This is a genomic window from Staphylococcus sp. MB377 (genome assembly GCF_001922505.1).
GTDB classification, from domain to species: Bacteria; Bacillota; Bacilli; order Staphylococcales; family Staphylococcaceae; genus Staphylococcus; species Staphylococcus haemolyticus.
On the sequence record NZ_MAON01000011.1, the window covers coordinates 74,081 to 96,062 of the forward strand.

A 21,982-nucleotide genomic window follows, 5' to 3' on the forward strand; every position below is an offset into this window, starting at 1 on the left:
ATAAGCATTTTTTATTTAGAATTTAAGTAATCTAACACAACTGCACCCACAGCTTCTGCTGCGACTAACATACTTTTCTCATCAATTTTAAATTTAGGATGATGATGAGGATACGCTTTTCCATCTTGAGGCGCAGCACCTGAATAAATAAATGTGCTTGGCAATGTTTTAGCGTAAAATGCGAAATCTTCTGATGGCGGTTGTGCTTCACATTCTTCTACCCCTTTTACATCATCTAAATCAGCTTTTTTAATAGTTTCTGCAACATAATTTGTAAAATCAGGGTCATTATATAATGCCGGATAGTCTTTACTAAACTCAAAGTCACATTTAACACCAAATGTTGCTTCAAGACCTTTGACCATTTGTTGTAATTCGTCAGCAATTTTATCACGTGTAGCATCGGTTAATGCACGCACATCACCTTCAAGCTCGATTTTATCTTTAATGACATTAAATTGACCTTTACCATCAAATGAGCCAATTGTTACAACACCTGTTTCAAACGGGTTAAGGCGACGTGAAACGATTGTTTGTGCAGTAGTAACAAAGTTAGCACCAGCGACAATCGCATCGTTTGCTGTATGAGGTGATGAACCATGACCACCTTCACCTTGTATCGTTAACTTAAAGTATGAGCGTCCTGTTTGAACATTTTCAGGACGATAAAACACTTTACCCGGTTCCATATTTGTCATTACATGTGTACCTAGAACATGATCGACTCCATCTAGCACACCATCTTCAATCATGCCTTTGGCACCGCCTGGAGGCATTTCTTCAGCTGGTTGGTGAATAACAATCACTTTACCATTAAATTGATCTTTCATTTCAATTAACGTTTCAGCTAATATTAACATATACGCGGTATGCGCATCATGACCACATGCATGCATCACACCATCATTTTTAGACGCAAATGACAATCCAGTATCTTCTTGGATTGGTAAAGCATCAAAGTCTGCTCTAATCGCAATTGTTTTTCCAGGATTACCGCTATCGATAGTCACTTTCACACCATTTTCACCGACATTTGTTTTAACTTCACAATCTTTGTCTTTATAGAAATCAGCAATATATTTAGGTGTTTCTGATTCTTGGAATGATAATTCTGGATGTTCATGTAAGTGTCTACGAATTTCAATCATCTTTTCTTCTTTCTCTTGTAGACGTTTTACTAGTTCTTTCATCATTATATCCACTCCTTTTTCCTCATTATATGCTTTTCTCTTTTAACAATGTTGTGTCACGGTTTCATATGTTCCAAACATGATTCAATGTTACATCCATTTTATAGTCTGCTTTTCCCGAAAAAAAGAAGCATATGCAAGCTTTGATAAATGCTTGTATACGCCTCTGTAAAATGATTATCGTTAATTATTTAGATTGTTGTTTAGGAACCGATTCAAAATGAAAATAAATATTCTTATCTTCAATGTAATGAGAAAAATAATTATTAGACAGTCGGAGCGACATATAAATTACATCTGAATCTTCTAAAATCAAAAAGTTTTGATAGCTATTGATTAATATTAAATCTCCAACATGATAGTGCTTATTTTGATTTTCACATTGACATGTGACGTTACCTTTTAAAATTAAATTAAGTGATAAATAATCAGAGGCTATATCATCCTTCTTAGTGTCAAACGTGATTTCATAATTAGTATTCAAGAGGTATTCATCCGCCCTTCTCAATCACTTCTTTCTATCTATAATATCAAACTTTGATGACTAAGAAGGTTTTAATAACGTGATATTGTTCTGAATGTTTAAAATCAAAAGTTAAATAGAAAAGGGGGAGTGAGTCAGAATTCATTTTGAATTCATTGTCCCACTCCCCCTTCAGGGATAACTAGAACTAATAAAAGCTTAATTTAAACGCCTTCTCAATTCAGTCAGCTACTGCAAATTTGTAAAGTAACATTGATTTATTAATTATACTGGTTCTAGATTATTAATATAGTATTTTATAATTAGTGTTGGTAATATGGATCAAATTCCATTGCGCCAGTGTTTTCATCGCTTACGCCATGTTTATAATAATCTACATATTGCGGTTCCAATGGTTTCTTACCACGGATGATATCTGCTGCTTTTTCAGCAAGCATTAAAACTGGTGCATGAATATTACCGTTTGTTGTACGAGGCATAGCCGAAGCGTCAACAACACGTAAATTTTCCATACCGTGAACTTTCATTGTTAATGGGTCAACAACAGACATTGGATCTGAGGCAGGTCCCATTTTAGCACTACAAGATGGATGCAATGCTGTTTCACCATCTCTACGTACCCAATCCAAGATTTCTTCGTCTGTTTGTACTGATGGTCCTGGTGAAATTTCACCACCATTAAATGGATCCATTGCTTTTTGTGCTAATATATTTCTGGCTACTCGAATAGCTTCTACCCACTCTTGTTCGTCTTCTTTAGTTGAAAGGTAATTAAAGACAATACTTGGTTTTTCAAACGGGTCTTTTGATTTAATTTTCAAGCTACCACGTGAATTGGAATACATAGGACCTACGTGAACTTGGTAACCATGTGCTACTGGTGCTTTTTGTCCATCATATCTTACAGCAATTGGTAAGAAGTGGAACATTAAGTTAGGGTATGCAACTTGATTATTTGATCTTACGAAAGCACCACCTTCAAAGTGATTTGATGCTGCTGCACCTTTACGCGCGAATATCCATTGTAAACCAATCCATGGCATACGTTTAACATCTAAGCTAGGTTGAAGTGACACAGGCTCTTTACATTCGTGTTGAATATATACTTCTAAGTGGTCTTCGAAGTTTTCACCAACACCTGGTAAATGCATACGTGGTTCTATACCTTTAGATTTCAAGAATTCTGCGTCACCAATGCCTGATAATTGTAATAATTGAGGCGTGTTGAACGCTCCACCAGATAAGATAACTTCACCAGCCTCAACAGTATGATATCTACCATTACGTTTAAATGTTACCCCTGTTGCTTTGTTACCATCAAAATGAATTTTAGTGACAAATGCACGAGTCTTAACAGTTAAGTTTTTACGTTTCATTGCTGGGTGTAAGTAAGCTCTTGATGCTGAAACACGACGACCATTATGCACTTGGCTATCAAACGGTCCAAACCCTTCTTGTCTATATCCGTTCACATCTTTTGTTTTATGGTAACCTGCTTCTACACCGGCATCAAAGAATGATTTGAATAAAGGATTTGTTGCAGGTCCACGTTTTAATTTAATTGGACCGTGATGTCCTCTGAATTGATCAAATGGTGTAGCACCGTATGTTTTCTCTAGACGTTTAAAGTATGGTAAACAATGTGCGTAGTCCCATGATTCCATACCTTCTGGTTCAGCCCATCCTTCATAGTCCATTGGATTCCCTCTTTGGTAAATCATACCATTAATTGAACTAGAGCCACCAAGCACTTTACCACGTGCATGGTCTACTTTACGTCCCATATGCGGTTCTTCTTCCGTTTGATAAATCCAATCGTAAAAACGATTACCTGATGGGAACATTAATGCTGCTGGCATTTGAATGAATAAATCCCAAGGATAGTCACTACGTCCTGCCTCTAACACTAATACCTCTTTATCTTTATCTTCTGTTAAACGATTACCTAATACTGATCCTGCACTACCGCCACCAATAATGACGTAATCATATGAATTCTTTTTACTCATTATAAATTCGTCCTCCCTTAAATTGATTATTATGTCTTTTTATTTCATGTTTTAAGTTCGATACGTACAACTTTATAACTCAAATAAATAGAGTCCAATATAACGACTCTAAAGTTCTAGCATGGACTTGTTATTTACTAAAGAAGTTGACTGGTTCTGGGTTTGTGTTAGTTAAGATGTGTTTACTAGTTAAGTACTCTTCCAAGCCTTCTTTACCTAGTTCACGTCCAATACCTGATTGTTTATAGCCACCCCAAGGTGCCTGTGCAAAGTATGGATGGAAATCATTAATCCAAACTGTACCAAGTTTTAATTTATTAGCTACACGTTGTGCTTTACCGATATCTTTAGTGAATACTGCACCGGCTAAACCATAAATAGAATCATTAGCTAATTTAATTGCTTCTTCTTCACTATCAAATCCTTCAATTGTCACAACTGGTCCAAAGACTTCTTCTTGAACGATACGCATTGAAGTATCACAATCTGTAATCACTGTTGGTTCAAAGAACAAACCAGCTTGTAAATCTTCTCGTTCTGGACGTTTACCACCAATAGCGATTGTAGCGCCTTCTTCTTTTGCAATTTCCATGTAACCTTCAATCTTATTGCGATGTTCTGTAGAAATCACTGGTCCCATTTCTGTATCATCATCGAAACCATTACCAAGTTTAATTTTGCCGACACGATCGATTAATGCCTTTTCAAAGTCAGCTTTAATATCGTTGTGTACTAATATACGTGAACCTGCCGAACATACTTGACCTGCGTGGAAGTAACCACCATTTAACGCTTGATCTACTGCAACTTCAAAGTCAGCATCATCAAAAATGATATTAGGGTTCTTTCCACCAAGTTCTAAAGCGATGTTAGTTACATGATTGGCCGCATTCTTCATGATATGTTTACCTGTTTCAATTCCGCCTGTGAATGAAACTAAGTCTACTTCTTCATGACCTGATAACGTATCTCCAATTTCCTCACCGCTACTTAATACTAAGTTGATAACGCCTTTAGGGAAGCCAACTTTCTCCATTAATTCGAATACACGAATGGTAGTTAATGGCGTAATTTCACTTGGTTTCATAACGAGTGAACATCCTGTTGCTAAAGCTGGTGCGATCTTCCATGAAGCTTGAAGTAACGGATAGTTCCAAGGTGTGATTTGAGTAACTACACCTACAGGTTCTTTAACTACTTTACTCTCAGTGTTAGGAATTGGTGAATTTATCATTTCACCACCATCTTTATCTGCTAAACCTGCAAAGTAAGTAAATACATTAGCTATATCATCCATATCCGCATATGATTCTTCTAACGTTTTACCAGTATCTAAAGTTTCTAATTTGGCTAATTCATCACGGTTTTCTGTTATTTTATCCGCAATTGCTTTTACTTTTTTACCTCTGACTTCACTTGTTTCTAGTGACCACTCGGCATCTTCAAATGCGCGACGTGCTGCAAGTATTGCTCTTTCTGCATCTTCAGCAGTACCTTCTGCAACCGTAAAGATAACTTCTTGGTTATAAGGATTAATAATATCTCTTGTATTTTTATTTGAACTTTCTACCCATTCACCATCGATATATTGACGATTAGACAATTTCTCTACAAGTTCCATCAAACGACCTCCGTTAAGTTTGTTAAATTTTTATTTAACGAATTTTACAAAACTAGGTTATCACACTTTTTACAGTCTTGCAAACAACACATATCTGCACATTTTTTACATAAACTTGAAATTTTAGTATCAAAAGTGCTAATAATGAATATGCGATTTTGAAACTTTTCATCAAACACTTTATAATGATTTAGAATCGAAAAAATAAACATCATCGTTTATTTCTCTTTTGAAAAATTACTAAGTAACAATGGAGGTGCACTATGGCACGTTCAACGAATTATGATCAAAAAATTGAAGAAGCAAAAGACCTTGTGATTAACTCAATCGGTGAAACGATGGATTTGTACGGTACGAATCGTAGCGTTGGCAATTTATACGGCACAATGGTCTTCGAAGGAAGCATGACGCTTGATGAGATGCGTGAGCATTTACAAATGAGCAAACCTAGCATGAGTGCTGGTGTCAAGAAATTACAAGAATTCGACATCGTAAAACAACAATTTACGCGTGGTAGCAGAAAACAACATTTCATTGCAGAAAAAAACTTCTTCCATTTTTTCCGAAATTTCTTTACACAAAAGTGGGAACGTGAAGTTGATACTAATTTAGAAGCGGTCGAAAAGGCACAATTACTGTTAGACGAAACATTAAAAAATGCTGACTTAGACGAACATGCTAAAGCAGAAGTCGATAAAATCCAAGCTCAATTAGACCACACAAAGCAATATTGTAAATGGTTAGAAAACTTAAGTAATGCCATTGAAAGTGGACAGATATTCGAACATTACCCAATTCCAGAAAAAGAAGATATTTAAAAAAGCTAGCAGATTTTCTAAAGTGTAAAACTTTGAAGAATCTGCTAGCTCTTTTTTATTTATAAGTTGTCATCATCATCTGATTTTTCTTTAACTTGCACAATACGTAATGAACGTCTCTCAATTTCTTTATGTTTATCCGCTCTTGTCTCCAGTTTAATCCGATCTGTATTAAGCGTAATAATAAACGATATCATCATAAAAATAAATATGACAATTAACGGTACACTCGCCAGTAAGGATGCTGTTTTTAATACTTCTAGCGCACGTTCACCACCAACTAACATAAGAGAGAACGGTAAAAGACATAACGCAAATGCCCAGAATAGACGGTTAGCCTTTAATGGTTCTCCAACAATTTTTTTCTGAGATGCAGCAGCTAAAATATATGAACCTGAATCAAATGTTGTCGCCAAGAATAAGAAAGCAGAAATCAAGAACAATACAACAATTAATGATGAGAATGGTAATTGATGCATTACTTGAATAATCGTTGCTTCAGTGCCGTGTGTATTTAAAAAGTTAATCACATTAAATTCACCTGTAATTTGTAAATACACAGCATAGTTTCCAAATATACCAAAGAACAATAGACAGCCTAATGTACCATAAATAATAGTACCTAGAATGACTTCTTTAAGACGACGTCCTTTTGAAATACGTGCGATGAATAGACCGATAAACGGTGCATATACTAACCACCATGACCAATAGAATATTGTCCAGTCTTGTGGGAAATTCGTTTCTTTACGTCCCTTAATGCCACCAAAAGGTTCCATCCAAGTGGCCATATGGAAGAAATCTCTCAACATATTACCAAAGCTTGTAATCGTTGTTTCCATAATAAATACAGTAGGCCCAACAATAAATACAAAGCCTAATAATAAGAATGATAGCCATACGTTAACATCACTTAATTTTTGAATTCCCTTTTTCAAGCCAGAATACGAACTGACTGCGAATACTACTGTGATTGTTAATAAAATGATTGAACGCACAACCATATTCTCTCCATCGATTCCTGTAAGTTTCTCTATACCAGCAGAAATCATTGGCACTCCAAGAGCAAGTGATGTTGCTGCGCCTCCTAGTAAACCAAAAATAAATAATATATCCACTAATTTACCTAAGAATTTATCCGTTTGTCCTTTTAAAACTGGACGACATGCTTGACTGATTTTATAAATTGGTTGTTTCTTAACAAATACTAAATAACCAATAGGTAACGCTGGTAACACATAGATTGCCCAAGCGATTGGTCCCCAATGGAACATCCCATATTGCGTTGCATATGTAAGTGCTTCATCAGACATCGCTTTCGCACCATTCGGTGGTACTTGATAATAGAATGCCCACTCAATGACACCCCAATATAAAATATCCGATCCAATACCTGCACAGAAGAGCATAGATGCCCAACTAAAGTTATTGAATTCTGGTCTATCAGTCGCCTTTCCAAGTGTTACATTGCCATAACGACCGAATGCAATATATAGTACAAAGAATAGAATGATTAATCCCATAAATAAATACACGGATCCAATTGAATTGGAGATTGCGCTATTGATATCGGTAATTACTTTTTCACTAGCCTTAGGAAATACCATCATCGGTGTAACAGCTACAAGTAATACGATTACCGTCCCTATAAAAGTCGGCCAATCCATAATTTTTTCTCGTTTCAATTATGTTCCTCCTCAAAATTGTTGTTTCGATAAAAATTAAAAACCACTTTCTTGTCACGGTTTATTCACATATTGACGATATCTAAAATTAAATAAAAATGCAAATTCCATTCAAATTATACTTTTCTTTTTATTGAATAAATATATATTTCAGACATATTTTAAAGCTTTAAAAATTGCCATAACAACAGTGTTAAGTTTAAACTTAACGTATTTAACAAATTTTATATTGTATTAATTTTGCATAATAATACTGTTATTATGAATTTATATTTATTTAAATTCTTTTAAAATACCTGTTCATTTTCAAAAGAAAAGACCACTAAACTTTGAGCATTTACCCAAAATTAGTGGTCTTATAATCTATAATCCCAATAAAAATTTAATTAGAAATCCAACCACGATTGATACACCAATCGCAAAGAATCCTGGAATAATAAAACTTGTTGCACGTGTGCGTCCAGTCTCATCTAGATTAACTGCAAATAATAATGTTGGCTGTGCTGGAATGACGAAATTGACATTAAGCGTTTGGACCATTGCAATGAAATACATTGGTGGAATACCCATACTCATGACAATCGGCACCATAATGGAGGCTGTTGCAGTTTGCGAGATAACGATCATTGCCACTATGGCAACTAAGACAATGACTAGCCAAGGTATAGATTGAATTGTTTGTCCAATATCGTCTTGTATAATTTTTAAATTTTGCGGTGCATTAAATACAGTAGCACCTAACCAACCTGGGCCAAGTACTGCAAAGAGTGCACCAATAGCTGATTGCGCAATATTAGATGACAATATATCACTCGTGTTAATCTTTATCATTAATAAATTAATTGCGACACTCAAATACATAAAGAATTGGACGATTTCCGTCATAGTTACTTTAACTTGTTCACCATCAACATTAAATGAAGGCATTAAATTTGGAAAAATACCAAAAGTTAATATACCTGCAACACATAATAAAAATCCAACTACGCCTAATTTGGTTTTCGTTGTAAATGATTTTTTGACTGACACTTCAGGTGTATGTGCAATTTCACTTACAGTGACCGTTGTCTTACGACCAACAAATGTACAAAAGACACTTAACATTAACATCGTAATAATCGCTGTAGGTAATACAATACTTAAATATTGTCCCATTGAAATGTGATAACCAGCCATTACTGATATGATGTAAGCTGTTGCTGATGCTGCAGGACTACATAATAAGGCTAAATTTGCAGTCAAAACAGATGCGGTGAGTGGTCGTTTAGGTTGGATATTTGCTCTAACAGCAGTCTTAGCAATAATAGGTTCTAAAGATAACGCAATATTTGCGGTACCTACACCAAATACAAACAGAAAGACAATCATTGGTGCGATAAAAATAATGGATTTCGGGAAACGCTCGATAATTTTAGAAGCAAGAAAGACTAAATAGTCTATTCCTCCTGTAGCTTGTAAAGTACCACCTGCGATACCAATAGATAAAATGATTAAAACTGCAGTGACAGGCGCTGAACCTGGAGGCAATTGAAAACCAAAGATCATAATGAGTTGTGCCACAATGGCGAAGATACCACACCCTAATGCACCAGCTGTGCGAAGCCCTAATATAATAGCCAGTATCATTATGATGATTTCTACTACAAACAGTAGCATGATGAAAGCTCCTAACTTTTCTGAAAATTATTGTGATTTTTTAACATACATAGTTTATCACTTGCAGATGTTAAAAGTATAGAAATGAAGAAAAATTGAGATATTAAATGTAAATAAAATGTGAACATTCAACCTTACTATTCAATTTAAAAACCCTTGAAAGTATGCTTGATATAGCATCTTCCAAGGGTTTTATAATCATTATTTCTCACGATGATTAATATGCTCATCTTTGAGCGTTCCTTCTTTAGTTGGTGCCTCTTCATAGTCACCATCTACACCTTTATTATCAGTATGACCTTTTGCCATTTCTAAATTTTTCTCAGTTTCTTTTCGTTTTTCTTTTTTAGAGCGTTTATCATATGCTCGTTCTTCTAATAACGAACCCCAAATGAGACCACAAATAATCGCAATAGTTACAATAGCAATTAGAGCTAATATAATCCACTTAATCACATCAAACGTCATCTCTACTCACCCTCCTTCACAATTAAACATAATATTCTTTAAGCATTATTCTTCTTTATATTATGTTTCCCTTTATGGTTGGGCTTCAATCACACGAATACCTATCTTGTCACAGTCTTTTCTCAAAAGAAAAAACCACGACTCCGTATGATAAGGAATCGTGGTTAAAAGTGATTTCAAATTATGAAATGTAGTTGTATGAACCAGCTTGGCTAGCTGAGATTGTACGTGATGAAACGACACCAGGTCCACCATTATAGTTCATTTCTGAAACTTTAACTGAACCATCATCGTTTACACTTTCAACATATGCAACGTGACCGTATGCACCTTGAGATGTTTGCATTACTGCACCTGCTTTAGGTGTGTTATTAACTGTGTAGCCATCTGCAGCTGCTGCAGTTGCCCAGTTATTTGCGTTACCCCAAGTGCTACCAATTTTACCGCCTACTTTGTCATATACATAATACGTACATTGACCTGCAGTGTAAAGGTTAGAACCTCCACTTGATTTACCAGCTAATGCTTCGCTACTAGAACTTGAACTAGTTGATTGTGTAGTTGGTGCGTTTTGAGTTGTGACTTTAACGTTACGATCTGAAGTTGAATAACTAGCACCTAAACCACCGCCAGCATTATTGTTTGCTGTGTATGATTGAGTGTATTGGTTTGATTGATTGTTATTGTAATTATAGTTGTAGTTATTGTTTGATTGAGTATTATTTACTGCTTGGTTGCCAGTGTTTTGTTGACCACCTTGTTGAACTTGAGATGGGCTCCAGTTACCTTGCCATTCATAATGATAATTACCTTGTTGGTCAATTGTGTAAGTGTAACTATATGAATATGGGTCATTAGGGTTATATCCATTATTGTTTTCCGCTGCGTTTGCATCTTGATGTGCTAATCCGAATGTTGCAATACCTGCTGTTGCAATTGTAGCTGTAGCGATCTTTTTCATAATAAAATATCCTCCTAGAATGTTTAAAGCTTATTTTTTCTCGTGGCTACCTGCAATTGACATATCAGAAATTTTAAATCATTTGATTCAAAATAGTTTTAAGAAATTTTTTCCTCGTTAAATAACGACAAGACATACTCTAACAGACACACAAGGGTTTGTGTGGAATGTTAAGGGTTTGTAAATGAATCATAATAATTTTACGTTTCATGTAATAAACATAGACTTATATTACAATTATAAAAACACTTCTATGACAGTGCTTATACTATATTAATCAACAATGTATATACCCGACTTGTAAAATATCTGATAATTTTAAAGATGTTTTATTTCATGAAAAGTGGGAAATATGAATCGTTTTCAAGGTTTGGCGAGGATATTTTGGAAGTATTTTTTATAATAGTAATGATAAAAAAATCAAATCCCCCCTTATAAGACATCAGCGACATACTTATAAGGAGGAATATGAGTTTAATTATTCAATTAAAATCTTTTAACAACGTACTGTATCTAGTAATTTAGATTGTAACTGTACCAATTAATACTGCTATGCCTAATAACACAATCGCAAATCCCCAAATCCAAAAGAATGCATACTTAATATATGTACCCATATTTGCCTCAGCGAGACCAATAGCTAACCATAATGCAGGAGAGAATGGGCTTACAAATGTTCCTACAATATTACCGATTACCATTGAATATGCTGTTGAAACTGGATTAATACCAAATTGACTTGCAGTTTGTTCTACTATAGGAAGTAACGCGAAATAATACGCATCTGTACTTGTAAGTAAATCAAGTGGAACACCAAAGAAACCAACAATGATATGTAAATATGGTCCAACGGCATCAGGAATGATCTTAATGAAATTTAAAGCAATTGACTTTAACATACCTGTCTCTTCTAAAACACCCAAGAACATACCTGCTGCTATAATAACTGCGGCCATCATTAATGCATTTGGTGCATGTGCCTTTAGACGGTTCATTTGTTCATCCACATTTGGGAAGTTAATCACTAATGCAATTGCAACACCAACCATAAAGGCAAATTCTGGCGGTGCAATGTTAGTTAACATCATAACTAATACGATAATCGTCAACAATACATTGGTCCAAATTACCCAACCATGTTTGAGCGCGCGTCCTCTTACAGGAAACTTAATGTCTTGATCTCGTTCGTAGTTTTTCACAAGTCGATGAATATCAATGTTTAATGTAGGTTCTACTTCACCGTTATCGATTGCCTTCTTAATTCGTTTCTTTTCCCTAAATCCTAAATAAGTTGCGAAGATAAGTACTAACACGAAGCCAATCAATTGTACTGGAATGATGCCATACCATAATTCGTTAACACTTTTCACTTTCAATACAGAAGCAACACGAGCCATTGGACCGCCCCAAGGCACCATATTCATAATCGCAGCACTAATTGCTAGTAAAAGAATTAATAAGTATTTGTTCATGTTTAAAGCTTTATATAGTGGCAATAATGCAGGAATTGATAATAAGAAAGTGACAGCACCTGCACCATCTAATTGTGCAAACATACCAATCAATGCTGTGACAATACAAACAATGACTACATTACCGCGAGTCATTAATATAAGTCGTTTGACAATAGGTTTGAACAGTCCACTGTCAGTCATAATGCCAAAGAATATAATTGCGAAGATAAACATGATGACTACGCTCATCACAGATTCTAAACCACTATTAAAGAATTTAACTAAATCTTTAATGCCGTATCCTAATAGCAAAGCACCAATACTAGGAATTAAAATCATACCAACGACCGGACTAATCTTTTTTGCAATTAAAAGTCCAACAATTGAGCCGATAATGATTATCCCCATTATTGTTAACCACATACTATCCCCTTGCATGTGAATTCCCCCTTATTTCGAAATACGCTTTCCACTTATATAGAAAACGTTTTCATAATTTTATCAGAAATCTGACTTTAATTTAAGACGATATGCAAAAAAAGCGTATGGGGTGGGACAGAAATAATATTTTCTCAAAATTTATTTCGTTGTATCCCCAGCTTGCTTAGCCTGTAGAATTTCTTTAGGAAATTCTCTTTGCTGGGGCCCCGAACCCCAGCTTGCTTAGCTTGTAGAATTTCTTTAGGAAATTCTCTTTGCTGGGGCCCGGCCTACCAGGCAAGGATGACTAGGTTTGAAAAAAGCTTGATTCAAGTACATTTTCAAATCAGTCAGCTACTAACAAAATGATAAAAATAGGCTGAGACATTTTATTTTGTCCCAGCCTCACACGCATAATAATTTTAAATAATTTCTTTATTCTTCAAATATTCAATAATAGTACTTACTGATTCTTCTACACTTTGATGTTCTGTATTAATCGTAATTTCTGGTTGATGTGGTGCTTCATACGGCGCACTTATACCAGTAAATTCTTTTATTTCACCAGAGCGCGCTTTTTTATAAAGACCTTTAGGATCACGTTGTTCACATGCTTCCACGCTACACTCTGTGTAAACTTCAATGAATTCTCCATCTTCTAAAATTTCACGAACTTCATCACGATCTGCTCTGTAAGGCGAAATAAATGCTGTTATAGCAATTGTTCCCGCATCTACAAGTAATTTACTTACTTCACCAATGCGTCGAATATTTTCCTTACGATCTTCTGGACTAAAGCCTAAATTCTTATTTAAACCATGTCTTACATTATCGCCGTCTAATCGATAAGAATGTTTTTCTAATTGAAACAAAGCTTTTTCAAGTTCTACTGATACAGTTGATTTTCCAGATCCTGATAATCCTGTAAACCATATCACTACACTTTTATGACCATTTTGTTGTTGTCTATCTGACTTAGTAACTTCAGAATCATGCCATGTAATATTACTTGATTGACTCATGCTAAATCCCTCCGAATTAATTTTATTTTAACCCTTTGATTAAGACTTCAGCTACTTCAGGTCTAGAGAATTTTGTAGGTAATGATTCACCATTTCTTAGTTTTTCTCTTACTTTAGTACCACTTAAATGTACATGCTCTGATGCGTCGTGTGGGCATGTTTTAGCAGTAGCCATGTTGCCACATTTTTCACAATAAAATGCATGTTCAAATTTCAATATTTGAATATCTAGTTCATCTTCAAATTGAGAAATTAATTCTTGTGCTTCATATGTGCCATAATAATCGCCCACTCCTGCATGGTCACGTCCAACAATGAAATGTGTACAACCATAGTTTTTACGTACTGTAGCATGTAGAATTGCTTCACGTGGACCAGCATAACGCATTGCCGCAGGATAAATGACTAAGCGCGCTCTATCTTTAGGGAAGTAGTTCTTTAAGATAGCTTGATAACTTTCCATACGAACGTCCGCTGGAATATCATCTGATTTCGTTTCTCCTACTAACGGATTAAGTACAAGACCATCTACAATTTCTAATGCAGATTTTTGTATATATTCATGCGCACGATGTACAGGATTTCTTGTTTGGAATCCAACGACAGTCTTCCATCCTAAATCATGGAATAATTGACGTGTTTCTGCTGGGTCTAAATGGAAATCAGAGAACTCATCATGTTTAGGTCGATTAATTAATTGGATTGGTCCAGCAAGGTAAACATTCCCTTTGTCATAAACCTTTTTAACACCTGGATGTGCCTCGTCAGTCGTACCATACACATTTTGAGCTTCTTTTTTCTTATCATATGTGTACTTTTCTTCTAATTTCAATGTGCCATATAATTCGCCATCTTCACCGTATAATGCAATGTCATCACCGATTTCTAATTTATCCGCTTCTTCTTCAGTAACTGGTAGTGTAATCGGAATGCTCCACACTAATCCATTTTCAAGATGTGTATCTTCAACAACTTTAGTGTAGTCAGCCTCACCCATAAATCCTGTTAACGGACTAAAACCACCAATACCGATTAATTCTAAGTCAGAAATTGACCAAGGATTTAAAGTAATCACTTTATATGATTGTGCTGCTTCTAAAAGATGATCTCTTTCTTCACCTTCTACTACGCGGTTAATTAATGTACCACCATGTGGTTTAATCGTATAATTAATAATCTGTTCATGTGTTGTCATTTTTGATAACTCCTTTTCCAATTAATTAGATTAGTTTACTCGGTTTTATTTTCAAGAAAAAGACAATTTTTTGTTGCGAATCACAGTGATAATAACAAGTATCACAATCGCACAAATAATTGCGAATCTTACAATATTTGAAATTGTGTCATCGTGTACGAAATAAGTCATTAATGCATTGCTATTTGTGAAGATGATTAAGCCACCAACACAAATGGCTAAAATATTAATTGGTAATATTTTTGTTAAATATGCAGAGATAGGTGCTGCAATCATACCGCCGACACTTAACGCAATAACAAACCACCAATTAATCTGAGTAATACCTAAGAAGATGATGAAACTCAATGACGTTGATAACGTTACAAAAAACTCACTCGCCGATACAGTACCAATTGCATATCGTGGTTGAATCTTATGACTAGCTAATAACAAAGGTGTATTTACTGGTCCCCAGCCACCTCCACCAATCGCATCTAAGAATCCGGCGATAGCACCTTGAGGCACAAGTTTGAAACCACTCAACTTACCAACATGTGTATGAATTTCTCTATTTCTTTTAAATAAAAATTGATACAAAATATATATACCCATTGAAAGTAAGAACAATGCGATATATGGCTTAATATAATCCCCATGTATTTGTGTAAGTAGACCTGCACCAATAAATCCACTTATAGCACCTGGAATAGCTAACTTTAACATGGTGGGCTTATGCACATTCTCAAATTTCCAATGTGATGTTCCTGATGCAGCAGTTGTAGCTATTTCTGAAAAATGTACAGTTGCCGATACAATGGCCGGTGCAATCCCATAAGTTAATAATATTGATGATGATGAGGCACCGAATCCCATGCCAAGTGAACCATCAACAAGTTGGGCTAAAAAACCAGCTAATGCAAATATAAATAATTTTCTCATATATCACATGCCCCCTGACATTAAACTTGTGATTGAAGCCATCGCTTGAATTCTTTTTGTTTCTCCTCATCCAAATAGTCCTCAGATAATACATGTTGTAATAACGCTTGCTTTCTAGATGGCTCTATCGGTGATGCTTTAATAAGTTGTCTACTTTCATATAAAAAATCGATATAACTTTCATAACGTTCATCGTAAGTGTCTTGCAATGTCGATATAATTTGTCGACCTAGTTTAGGACTTGCACCATCTGTAGATACACTAATAGTCAATTTGCCACGTCTAAGCATACTAGGAAACGTCACATTCCCCTTAGAAGCATCTGCAGCGTGATTTAACAATGTACCTTCTGGCAAACTATCTTTAACATGTTGATTTACCTCTGGTTGATTTGTCGCAATAATAACTAGAAATACGCGACTAATATCTTGTGGTTCAAACATTTTTTCAGCCCAAGTCAATCGCTGTTGCTGAAATAAAGTATGTAATTCTTTGGTGATTGAAGGACTAACAATATGAACATGAGAACAGTATTCAACTAATGACATTGCTCGTCGAGTTGCTACCTTCCCACCACCAACTATGACAATCTTTTTATTTTGTAAATCAATCATAAGTGGCATATTGCTCATATTGTATCCTCCTTTTATGATTATTCTTTTTTATTATTAATAATTAAGGTAAGGTTATTTCTAAATCCGTAGTTTGTTCTTTAAACCAACTAATTTTTTGTCGCATTTGGACAACATCGCCAATAATAATCATAGCAGGATTTTTTATTTCTGACGCTTTTTCAACGATGTTACCTAACGTACCATCAATTGTTTTTTGAGAAGTCGTCGTTCCTAAATGAACAAGTGCGACAGGCGTGTCAATTGATTTACCATGTTCAATAAGTAGGTCACAAATTTCTGGTAATCGTTTAACACCCATATAAACACAAAGTGTTTCTGGACCATGCGCTAAATGTGCCCAATAATCATCTTTAGACATACCAGGTTTATTAACTGCTGTCACAAAAGCAACTGACGAACTATAATCTCTGTGCGTGACAGGAATGCCTGCATAAGCTGGTGCAGCAATGCCCGAAGTGATACCAGGCACAATTTCAAATGCAATCTGATGTTGTGCCAATATTTCTGCCTCTTCACCACCTCGGCCAAAGACAAACGGGTCACCACCTTTTAAACGAGTAATAACATGTCCTTTTTTTGCTAAATTAACCAACATCCGATTCGTTTCTTCTTGCGGTAATGAATGTCTATTCGGGTCTTTACCACAATAAAAGAACTTTGTCCCTGGTTTAGCTAAATCTAAAATGTCTTTATTGACTAGGCGATCATATAAAATCACATCTGACATTTGAATGGCTTTCATACCTTTGATAGTTAATAAATCAGGATCACCAGGTCCTGCTCCTACTAAATACACTTTCCCCATGTTGTCACCCCGTTTAAAATAACTTATTTCAAACTTTAACTATGGAAGTCTTGTCCTCCATGAACTTTAGCAACAACGCCCGAACGTATGACAAAGTCACCAAAATGCTCACCTTCAAGACGTTCTTTACCATAATCCATAAGAATTGGACGTAGACTTTCAAGAATTTCTTGTTCTCCAATATTCTCTTTGTACAATTTATTTAAACGTTCACCTTTGAAGCCACCGCCTAAATACATATTATATTTGCCAGGTGCTTTACCTATAAATGCAATTTCTGCAAGTGCTGGTCTAGCGCAACCATTTGGGCATCCAGTCATACGGATTGTGATTTCTTCATCATCCACACCCGCTTCATCTAATAAGTCTTCAATCTTAGAGATTAATGATGGTAAATAACGTTCTGACTCAGCCATCGCTAATCCACATGTTGGGAACGCGACACATGCCATTGAATTACGTCTTAATCCCGTATAATTTTTACCATCTGTTAAACCATACTGATCGATAAGACTTTGAATTTCTTCTTTTTTCTCTGGAGTTACATTTGCAATAATTAAATTTTGGTTAGGAGATAATCTGAAGTCACCCGTATGTGTTTCTGCAATTTTTCGTAATGCCGTTTTCAATTGATAATCTTCTGTATCTTTAACACGTCCATTTTGAATGAATAAAGTATAATTCCAAACACCTTCGTCGCCCTCAATCCAACCTAGACGATCGCCATTATGTTCGAATTCAAAATCACGTGGTTCTTCAATTTCCCATCCTAAACGTGTATTTAGTTCTTCTACAACTTTATCCACACCTAAGCGGTCAACTGTATATTTGAATCGTGCGTTCTTGCGGTTCTCACGATTACCATAATCACGTTGAATTGTTAAGATTTTCTCACAAACATCAACGACTTGTTCTTTAGGAACGAAACCAGCTAAACGACCAACTTGTGGGTACGTATCTGTATTTCCGTGCGTCATACCCATACCGCCACCAACTGTGACATTAAATCCGACAAGTGTTTCATCTTCAACGATTCCGATAAGTCCGATGTCTTGTGAATAGACATCAATATCATTAGATGGTGGTAAGGCGATACCAATTTTAAACTTACGTGGTAAATATTTCTTACCGTACATTGGTTCAATTTCTTCTGAAGAATCTAATACTTTCTCTCCATCTAACCAAATTTCATGATAGGCATTTGTCTTAGGTAATAGATGGTCACTGATTTTAGTTGCATAATCATTAATCTCTTTATGAATATGAGATTGATATGGATTAGGATTACACATTGTATTACGATTCACGTCCCCACATGCCGCAATCGTATCGAGTACAGACTCATTAATTTTCTTCATAGATGTTTTTAAATTTCTTTTTAAAATGCCGTGAAATTGGAAAGTCTGACGTGTTGTTAATTTCAACGTTTGGTTGGCATAATTATTAGAAATGTCATCCATGGCAATCCATTGTTCAGGTGTAGCTGTTCCTCCTGGTAGACGCACGCGAATCATAAAGCTGTAAGCTGGTTCTAATTTCTGCTTGCGACGTTCGTCACGTAAATCTCTATCATCTTGTTGGTAGCTACCATGGAATTTCAATAATTTAGTGTCATCATCTGAAATAGCACCAGTAAGTGGGTCTGCTAAGCCTTGCTCAATTGTCCCACGTAAATAATTACTTTCGTCTTTTAAATACTCTAAAGCATCTAGCTTCTTATCAAGTTCTTCTGACATTTGCTTATTTGTCTTAGCCATTAAGTACCACCCTTTCTATTAGTACACATCGCGTTGGTAACGTTTATCTTTCTTCATTTGTTTAAGGTAGGCTTCAGCATCTTCTTCAGATAAGTTTTGTTCTTTCATTAAAACATTGCGGATAGCTTGATGTACATCTTTCGCCATATGTTTTTCATCACCACAAATGTAAAGTGAAGCACCTTTTTGAAGCCATTCATTAAATTCTTTACTGCGTTCAGCAATACGATGTTGGACGTATACTTTTTCACCAGTGTCTCTTGAGAATGCAACATCCATTTTTCCTAGCACGCCGTCTTTCAACCATTCTTGCCATTCTGTTTGATATAGGAAGTCTGTTGTAAAGTGTTGATCACCAAAGAATAACCAAGTATTACCTTTAAATCCATGCTCTTCTCTTTCCTGCATGTATGCTCTAAATGGTGCAACACCTGTTCCAGGTCCAATCATGATAACTGGTGTGTCACCCTCTTTAGGGAATTTGAAGTTTGGATTGCGTTTCAAGTAAATTGGAACAGTGTCACCTGGTTGAATACGTTCAGCAAATTGAACTGAACATACACCTGAACGGTCACGTCCATGTGAGTTGTATCTAACTGCCCCAACTGTAATATGCACTTCATCTGGTAGCGCTTGATAACTACTAGATATTGAATATTCTCTAGGTGGTAATTTTCTTAATAATTGATATAAATTTTCTGGTTGAAGTTCTGTTGTCGCAAAGTCATTTAATAAGTCGATTAAGTCACGACCTTCAATGTAACTTTGAACCCATTCATTATCTTCAACCTTTTCATTAAGTTCTTCATTTTCAAAGAATGACGCCGCATTGATAAGAAGCGGTTTCGTTAACTTCGTAATTTCAAAATGAGTTGTTAAGGCTTCTTCTAATCCTAATGTGTCACCCTCATCTGAAATTTGAACTTGATCATTCGGATCCCAACCTAATGTGCTAATTAATAAATCAACTAAAGCTGGGTCATTTTGAGGTAGAACGACTAAACAGTCTCCAACTTCATAATCTTCACCGAAATTATCTAATAGAAATTCAATATGACGTGTTTCCTTATTTGAACCTTGTCCATTAAGGTTAATGTTTTCTAAGACTTCTGCTTGATATGGATTTGCTTTAGAGAATTTCTTTTCTTTCGCAGATTTAATTGATTCACTTACAATTTGTTCATTTTGAGTGCCTTCTGGTGCAGTATCTATCGCATCGATTACATTTGCCATCCACTTTTCAGCGTCTTCTTCATAATCAACGTCGCAATCCACACGATCATATATACGTTCAGCACCTAATTCATCTAGTTTTCTATCAAAATCACGACCTGTTTGACAGAAGTATTCATACGTTTGATCCCCTAATGCTAGAACTGAGAATCTCACACCTTCAAGTTTAGGTGCCTTACGACCATGAATGAACTCATGCAATTCAGCTGCATTATCAGGTGGATCCCCTTCACCTTGAGTAGAAGTGATAATGAATAAATCTTCAACATTTTTTAGGTTCTTAGGTTTAAATTCGTCCATTGCTTTCAATGTCACGTTATGACCTATATTTGATAAGCGTTCTTCAAATATTTCAGCTAACCCTTGTGCATTACCTGTTTCAGAACCATATAAGAGTGTAATTGCTCGTTTCTCCGGCGTGATGACAGGCTCGTTTTGTTGAAGCATTGCTTCTGTGCCTTCAGTTAGACCATTTGCATTTGTTGAACTTGAACCTGTTTGTGATGGTACAGTTCCATTTGACGTCAATTGTTGATTAGCAACTAAGTATCCACTTAACCATACCTTTTGTTCAGGTGTAAGTGTTTGTAAGAGTTCATTAATTTGTGCCGCTTGTCCTTCTGTAAAAGGACTATTTGTAACACTTAAATTCAATTGTATCCACCTCTTATTCCGTAAAATAACAATCATTTTATAAAAGCTTTATACTACTTTTATTATGTAAGAAATATGTCCGTCTGTACACTATTGTCGGACATATTTGTAGATTTTGTTTAAAACATATCAGAGTACTATGTTTTATGGTTAAAAATTTTTATCCAAACGCATTATGGTTTATCAGCAACATGTAAGCCACATTCTGTTTTATCGAAATTCGACCAACGCCCTGCTCTAGAATCATCTGAGTCAAATACAGGAGCGGTACATGGGATACAGCCAATACTAGGATAATGTTGATCATGCAATACATTATAAGGTAAATCATGTTTCTTAATATAGTCCCAAACTTCATCTTCTGTCCAATAAATTAAAGGACACACTTTCACTGATTTGAAACGTTCGTCTTTATTAATAAAGTTCGTATTTGCACGTGTTGGCGATTGGTCTCGACGTAAACCTGAAACCCAAGCAACAGCGCCACCTAACACTTCTTCTAAAGGTTTAATCTTTCTTATATAACAGCATTGATTAGGATTATTCTTCCACAATGCCGGATTATATTTGTCCGCTTGTTCCTCAATCGTTAAATCAGGCTTCTTCATTTCAATACGAAGTTTTGGAAAGCGTTCTTTCACTCTATCAATCAAGTCATACGTTTCTTGGAAATGTAAATCCGTATCTAGAAAGACAATTTGTGCATCTGGCTTAATCTGGTAAATCAAATCAATTAAAACCATACTTTCCGCACCAAAACTACATGAATAAACAATGGAATCACCATATGTGCGATACGCCCATTCTAATATTTCATAAGCGCCTTTAGTTGCATCGTCAGTAGAAATAGAATCAATGAAAGGGTCACCTTCAAAATTCTCATACGTAATTGTCGGTACTGACATAAACTTATGGTCCCCCCTAAAATTTCACAAATTTATTAATCTAATACCTATCAGAATTGTCAGAATAATATGTTACTACTTTATCGAGA

At 35.4% G+C, this 21,982-nt stretch carries 17 protein-coding genes; 1 reads left to right on the top strand and 16 read right to left on the bottom strand.

Features of this window, described 5'->3' with window-relative positions:
• Nucleotides 1-11 precede the first annotated feature (11 nt).
• The 3 genes from BB045_RS02390 to betB form a co-directional block, all read right to left on the bottom strand.
• Nucleotides 12-1,193, bottom strand: coding sequence for an amidohydrolase (locus tag BB045_RS02390; RefSeq protein WP_070485287.1), 1,182 nt, complete (start codon nucleotides 1,191-1,193; stop codon nucleotides 12-14).
• Nucleotides 1,194-1,976: 783 nt separating this feature from the next.
• Nucleotides 1,977-3,683 carry a choline dehydrogenase gene (gene betA / locus BB045_RS02400; protein WP_070580996.1) on the bottom strand — a complete coding sequence of 569 codons (1,707 nt, stop codon included), beginning with the start codon at nucleotides 3,681-3,683 and terminating at the stop codon, nucleotides 1,977-1,979.
• A gap of 130 nt (nucleotides 3,684-3,813) precedes the next feature.
• Entirely contained in the window at nucleotides 3,814-5,304 is a 1,491-nt protein-coding gene (gene betB / locus BB045_RS02405; protein WP_070580998.1) for a betaine-aldehyde dehydrogenase, read from the bottom strand.
• Between the two features lie 263 nt (nucleotides 5,305-5,567).
• On the opposite strand from betB, the gene cudC reads away from it, so the two are divergent.
• Nucleotides 5,568-6,122, top strand: a complete 555-nt coding sequence (cudC, locus tag BB045_RS02410; protein WP_037551526.1) for a choline uptake/conversion transcriptional regulator CudC — start codon at nucleotides 5,568-5,570, stop codon at nucleotides 6,120-6,122.
• 59 nt (nucleotides 6,123-6,181) lie between these two features.
• On the opposite strand, the gene BB045_RS02415 is transcribed toward cudC, so the two are convergent.
• The 13 genes from BB045_RS02415 to BB045_RS02480 form a co-directional block, all read right to left on the bottom strand.
• Nucleotides 6,182-7,807, bottom strand: a complete 1,626-nt coding sequence (locus tag BB045_RS02415; RefSeq protein ID WP_070581000.1) for a BCCT family transporter — start codon at nucleotides 7,805-7,807, stop codon at nucleotides 6,182-6,184.
• Nucleotides 7,808-8,170: 363 nt separating this feature from the next.
• A complete protein-coding gene (locus tag BB045_RS02420) occupies nucleotides 8,171-9,463 on the bottom strand; it encodes an anaerobic C4-dicarboxylate transporter family protein (RefSeq protein WP_070440922.1) in 1,293 nt (430 codons plus the stop codon).
• 201 nt (nucleotides 9,464-9,664) lie between these two features.
• Nucleotides 9,665-9,931, bottom strand: coding sequence for a hypothetical protein (locus BB045_RS02425; protein ID WP_037551523.1), 267 nt, complete (start codon nucleotides 9,929-9,931; stop codon nucleotides 9,665-9,667).
• 181 nt (nucleotides 9,932-10,112) lie between these two features.
• A complete protein-coding gene (locus BB045_RS02430) occupies nucleotides 10,113-10,892 on the bottom strand; it encodes a CHAP domain-containing protein (RefSeq protein ID WP_070440925.1) in 780 nt (259 codons plus the stop codon).
• 521 nt (nucleotides 10,893-11,413) lie between these two features.
• Nucleotides 11,414-12,784, bottom strand: coding sequence for a CitMHS family transporter (locus BB045_RS02435; protein WP_070440928.1), 1,371 nt, complete (start codon nucleotides 12,782-12,784; stop codon nucleotides 11,414-11,416).
• A 404-nt stretch (nucleotides 12,785-13,188) separates the two neighbouring features.
• Complete coding sequence (gene cysC / locus BB045_RS02445) at nucleotides 13,189-13,788, bottom strand: adenylyl-sulfate kinase (RefSeq protein WP_037551520.1); 600 nt, start codon at nucleotides 13,786-13,788, stop codon at nucleotides 13,189-13,191.
• A 22-nt stretch (nucleotides 13,789-13,810) separates the two neighbouring features.
• Nucleotides 13,811-14,983, bottom strand: coding sequence for a sulfate adenylyltransferase (gene sat, locus BB045_RS02450; protein ID WP_070440931.1), 1,173 nt, complete (start codon nucleotides 14,981-14,983; stop codon nucleotides 13,811-13,813).
• 51 nt (nucleotides 14,984-15,034) lie between these two features.
• On the bottom strand, nucleotides 15,035-15,904 hold the full coding sequence (locus BB045_RS02455; RefSeq protein ID WP_011274744.1) for a sulfite exporter TauE/SafE family protein: 870 nt from the start codon (nucleotides 15,902-15,904) through the stop codon (nucleotides 15,035-15,037).
• A gap of 20 nt (nucleotides 15,905-15,924) precedes the next feature.
• Entirely contained in the window at nucleotides 15,925-16,536 is a 612-nt protein-coding gene (locus tag BB045_RS02460) for an NAD(P)-binding protein (RefSeq protein ID WP_075140446.1), read from the bottom strand.
• A gap of 43 nt (nucleotides 16,537-16,579) precedes the next feature.
• Nucleotides 16,580-17,344, bottom strand: coding sequence for a uroporphyrinogen-III C-methyltransferase (gene cobA, locus BB045_RS02465; RefSeq protein WP_011274742.1), 765 nt, complete (start codon nucleotides 17,342-17,344; stop codon nucleotides 16,580-16,582).
• A gap of 35 nt (nucleotides 17,345-17,379) precedes the next feature.
• Nucleotides 17,380-19,101: an assimilatory sulfite reductase (NADPH) hemoprotein subunit gene (gene cysI, locus BB045_RS02470; protein ID WP_037551515.1), complete on the bottom strand. Its 1,722-nt coding sequence runs from the start codon at nucleotides 19,099-19,101 to the stop codon at nucleotides 17,380-17,382.
• Nucleotides 19,102-19,119: 18 nt separating this feature from the next.
• Nucleotides 19,120-20,988, bottom strand: a complete 1,869-nt coding sequence (locus BB045_RS02475; protein ID WP_075140447.1) for an assimilatory sulfite reductase (NADPH) flavoprotein subunit — start codon at nucleotides 20,986-20,988, stop codon at nucleotides 19,120-19,122.
• 173 nt (nucleotides 20,989-21,161) lie between these two features.
• On the bottom strand, nucleotides 21,162-21,893 hold the full coding sequence (locus tag BB045_RS02480; RefSeq protein WP_070440943.1) for a phosphoadenylyl-sulfate reductase: 732 nt from the start codon (nucleotides 21,891-21,893) through the stop codon (nucleotides 21,162-21,164).
• Nucleotides 21,894-21,982 lie beyond the last annotated feature (89 nt).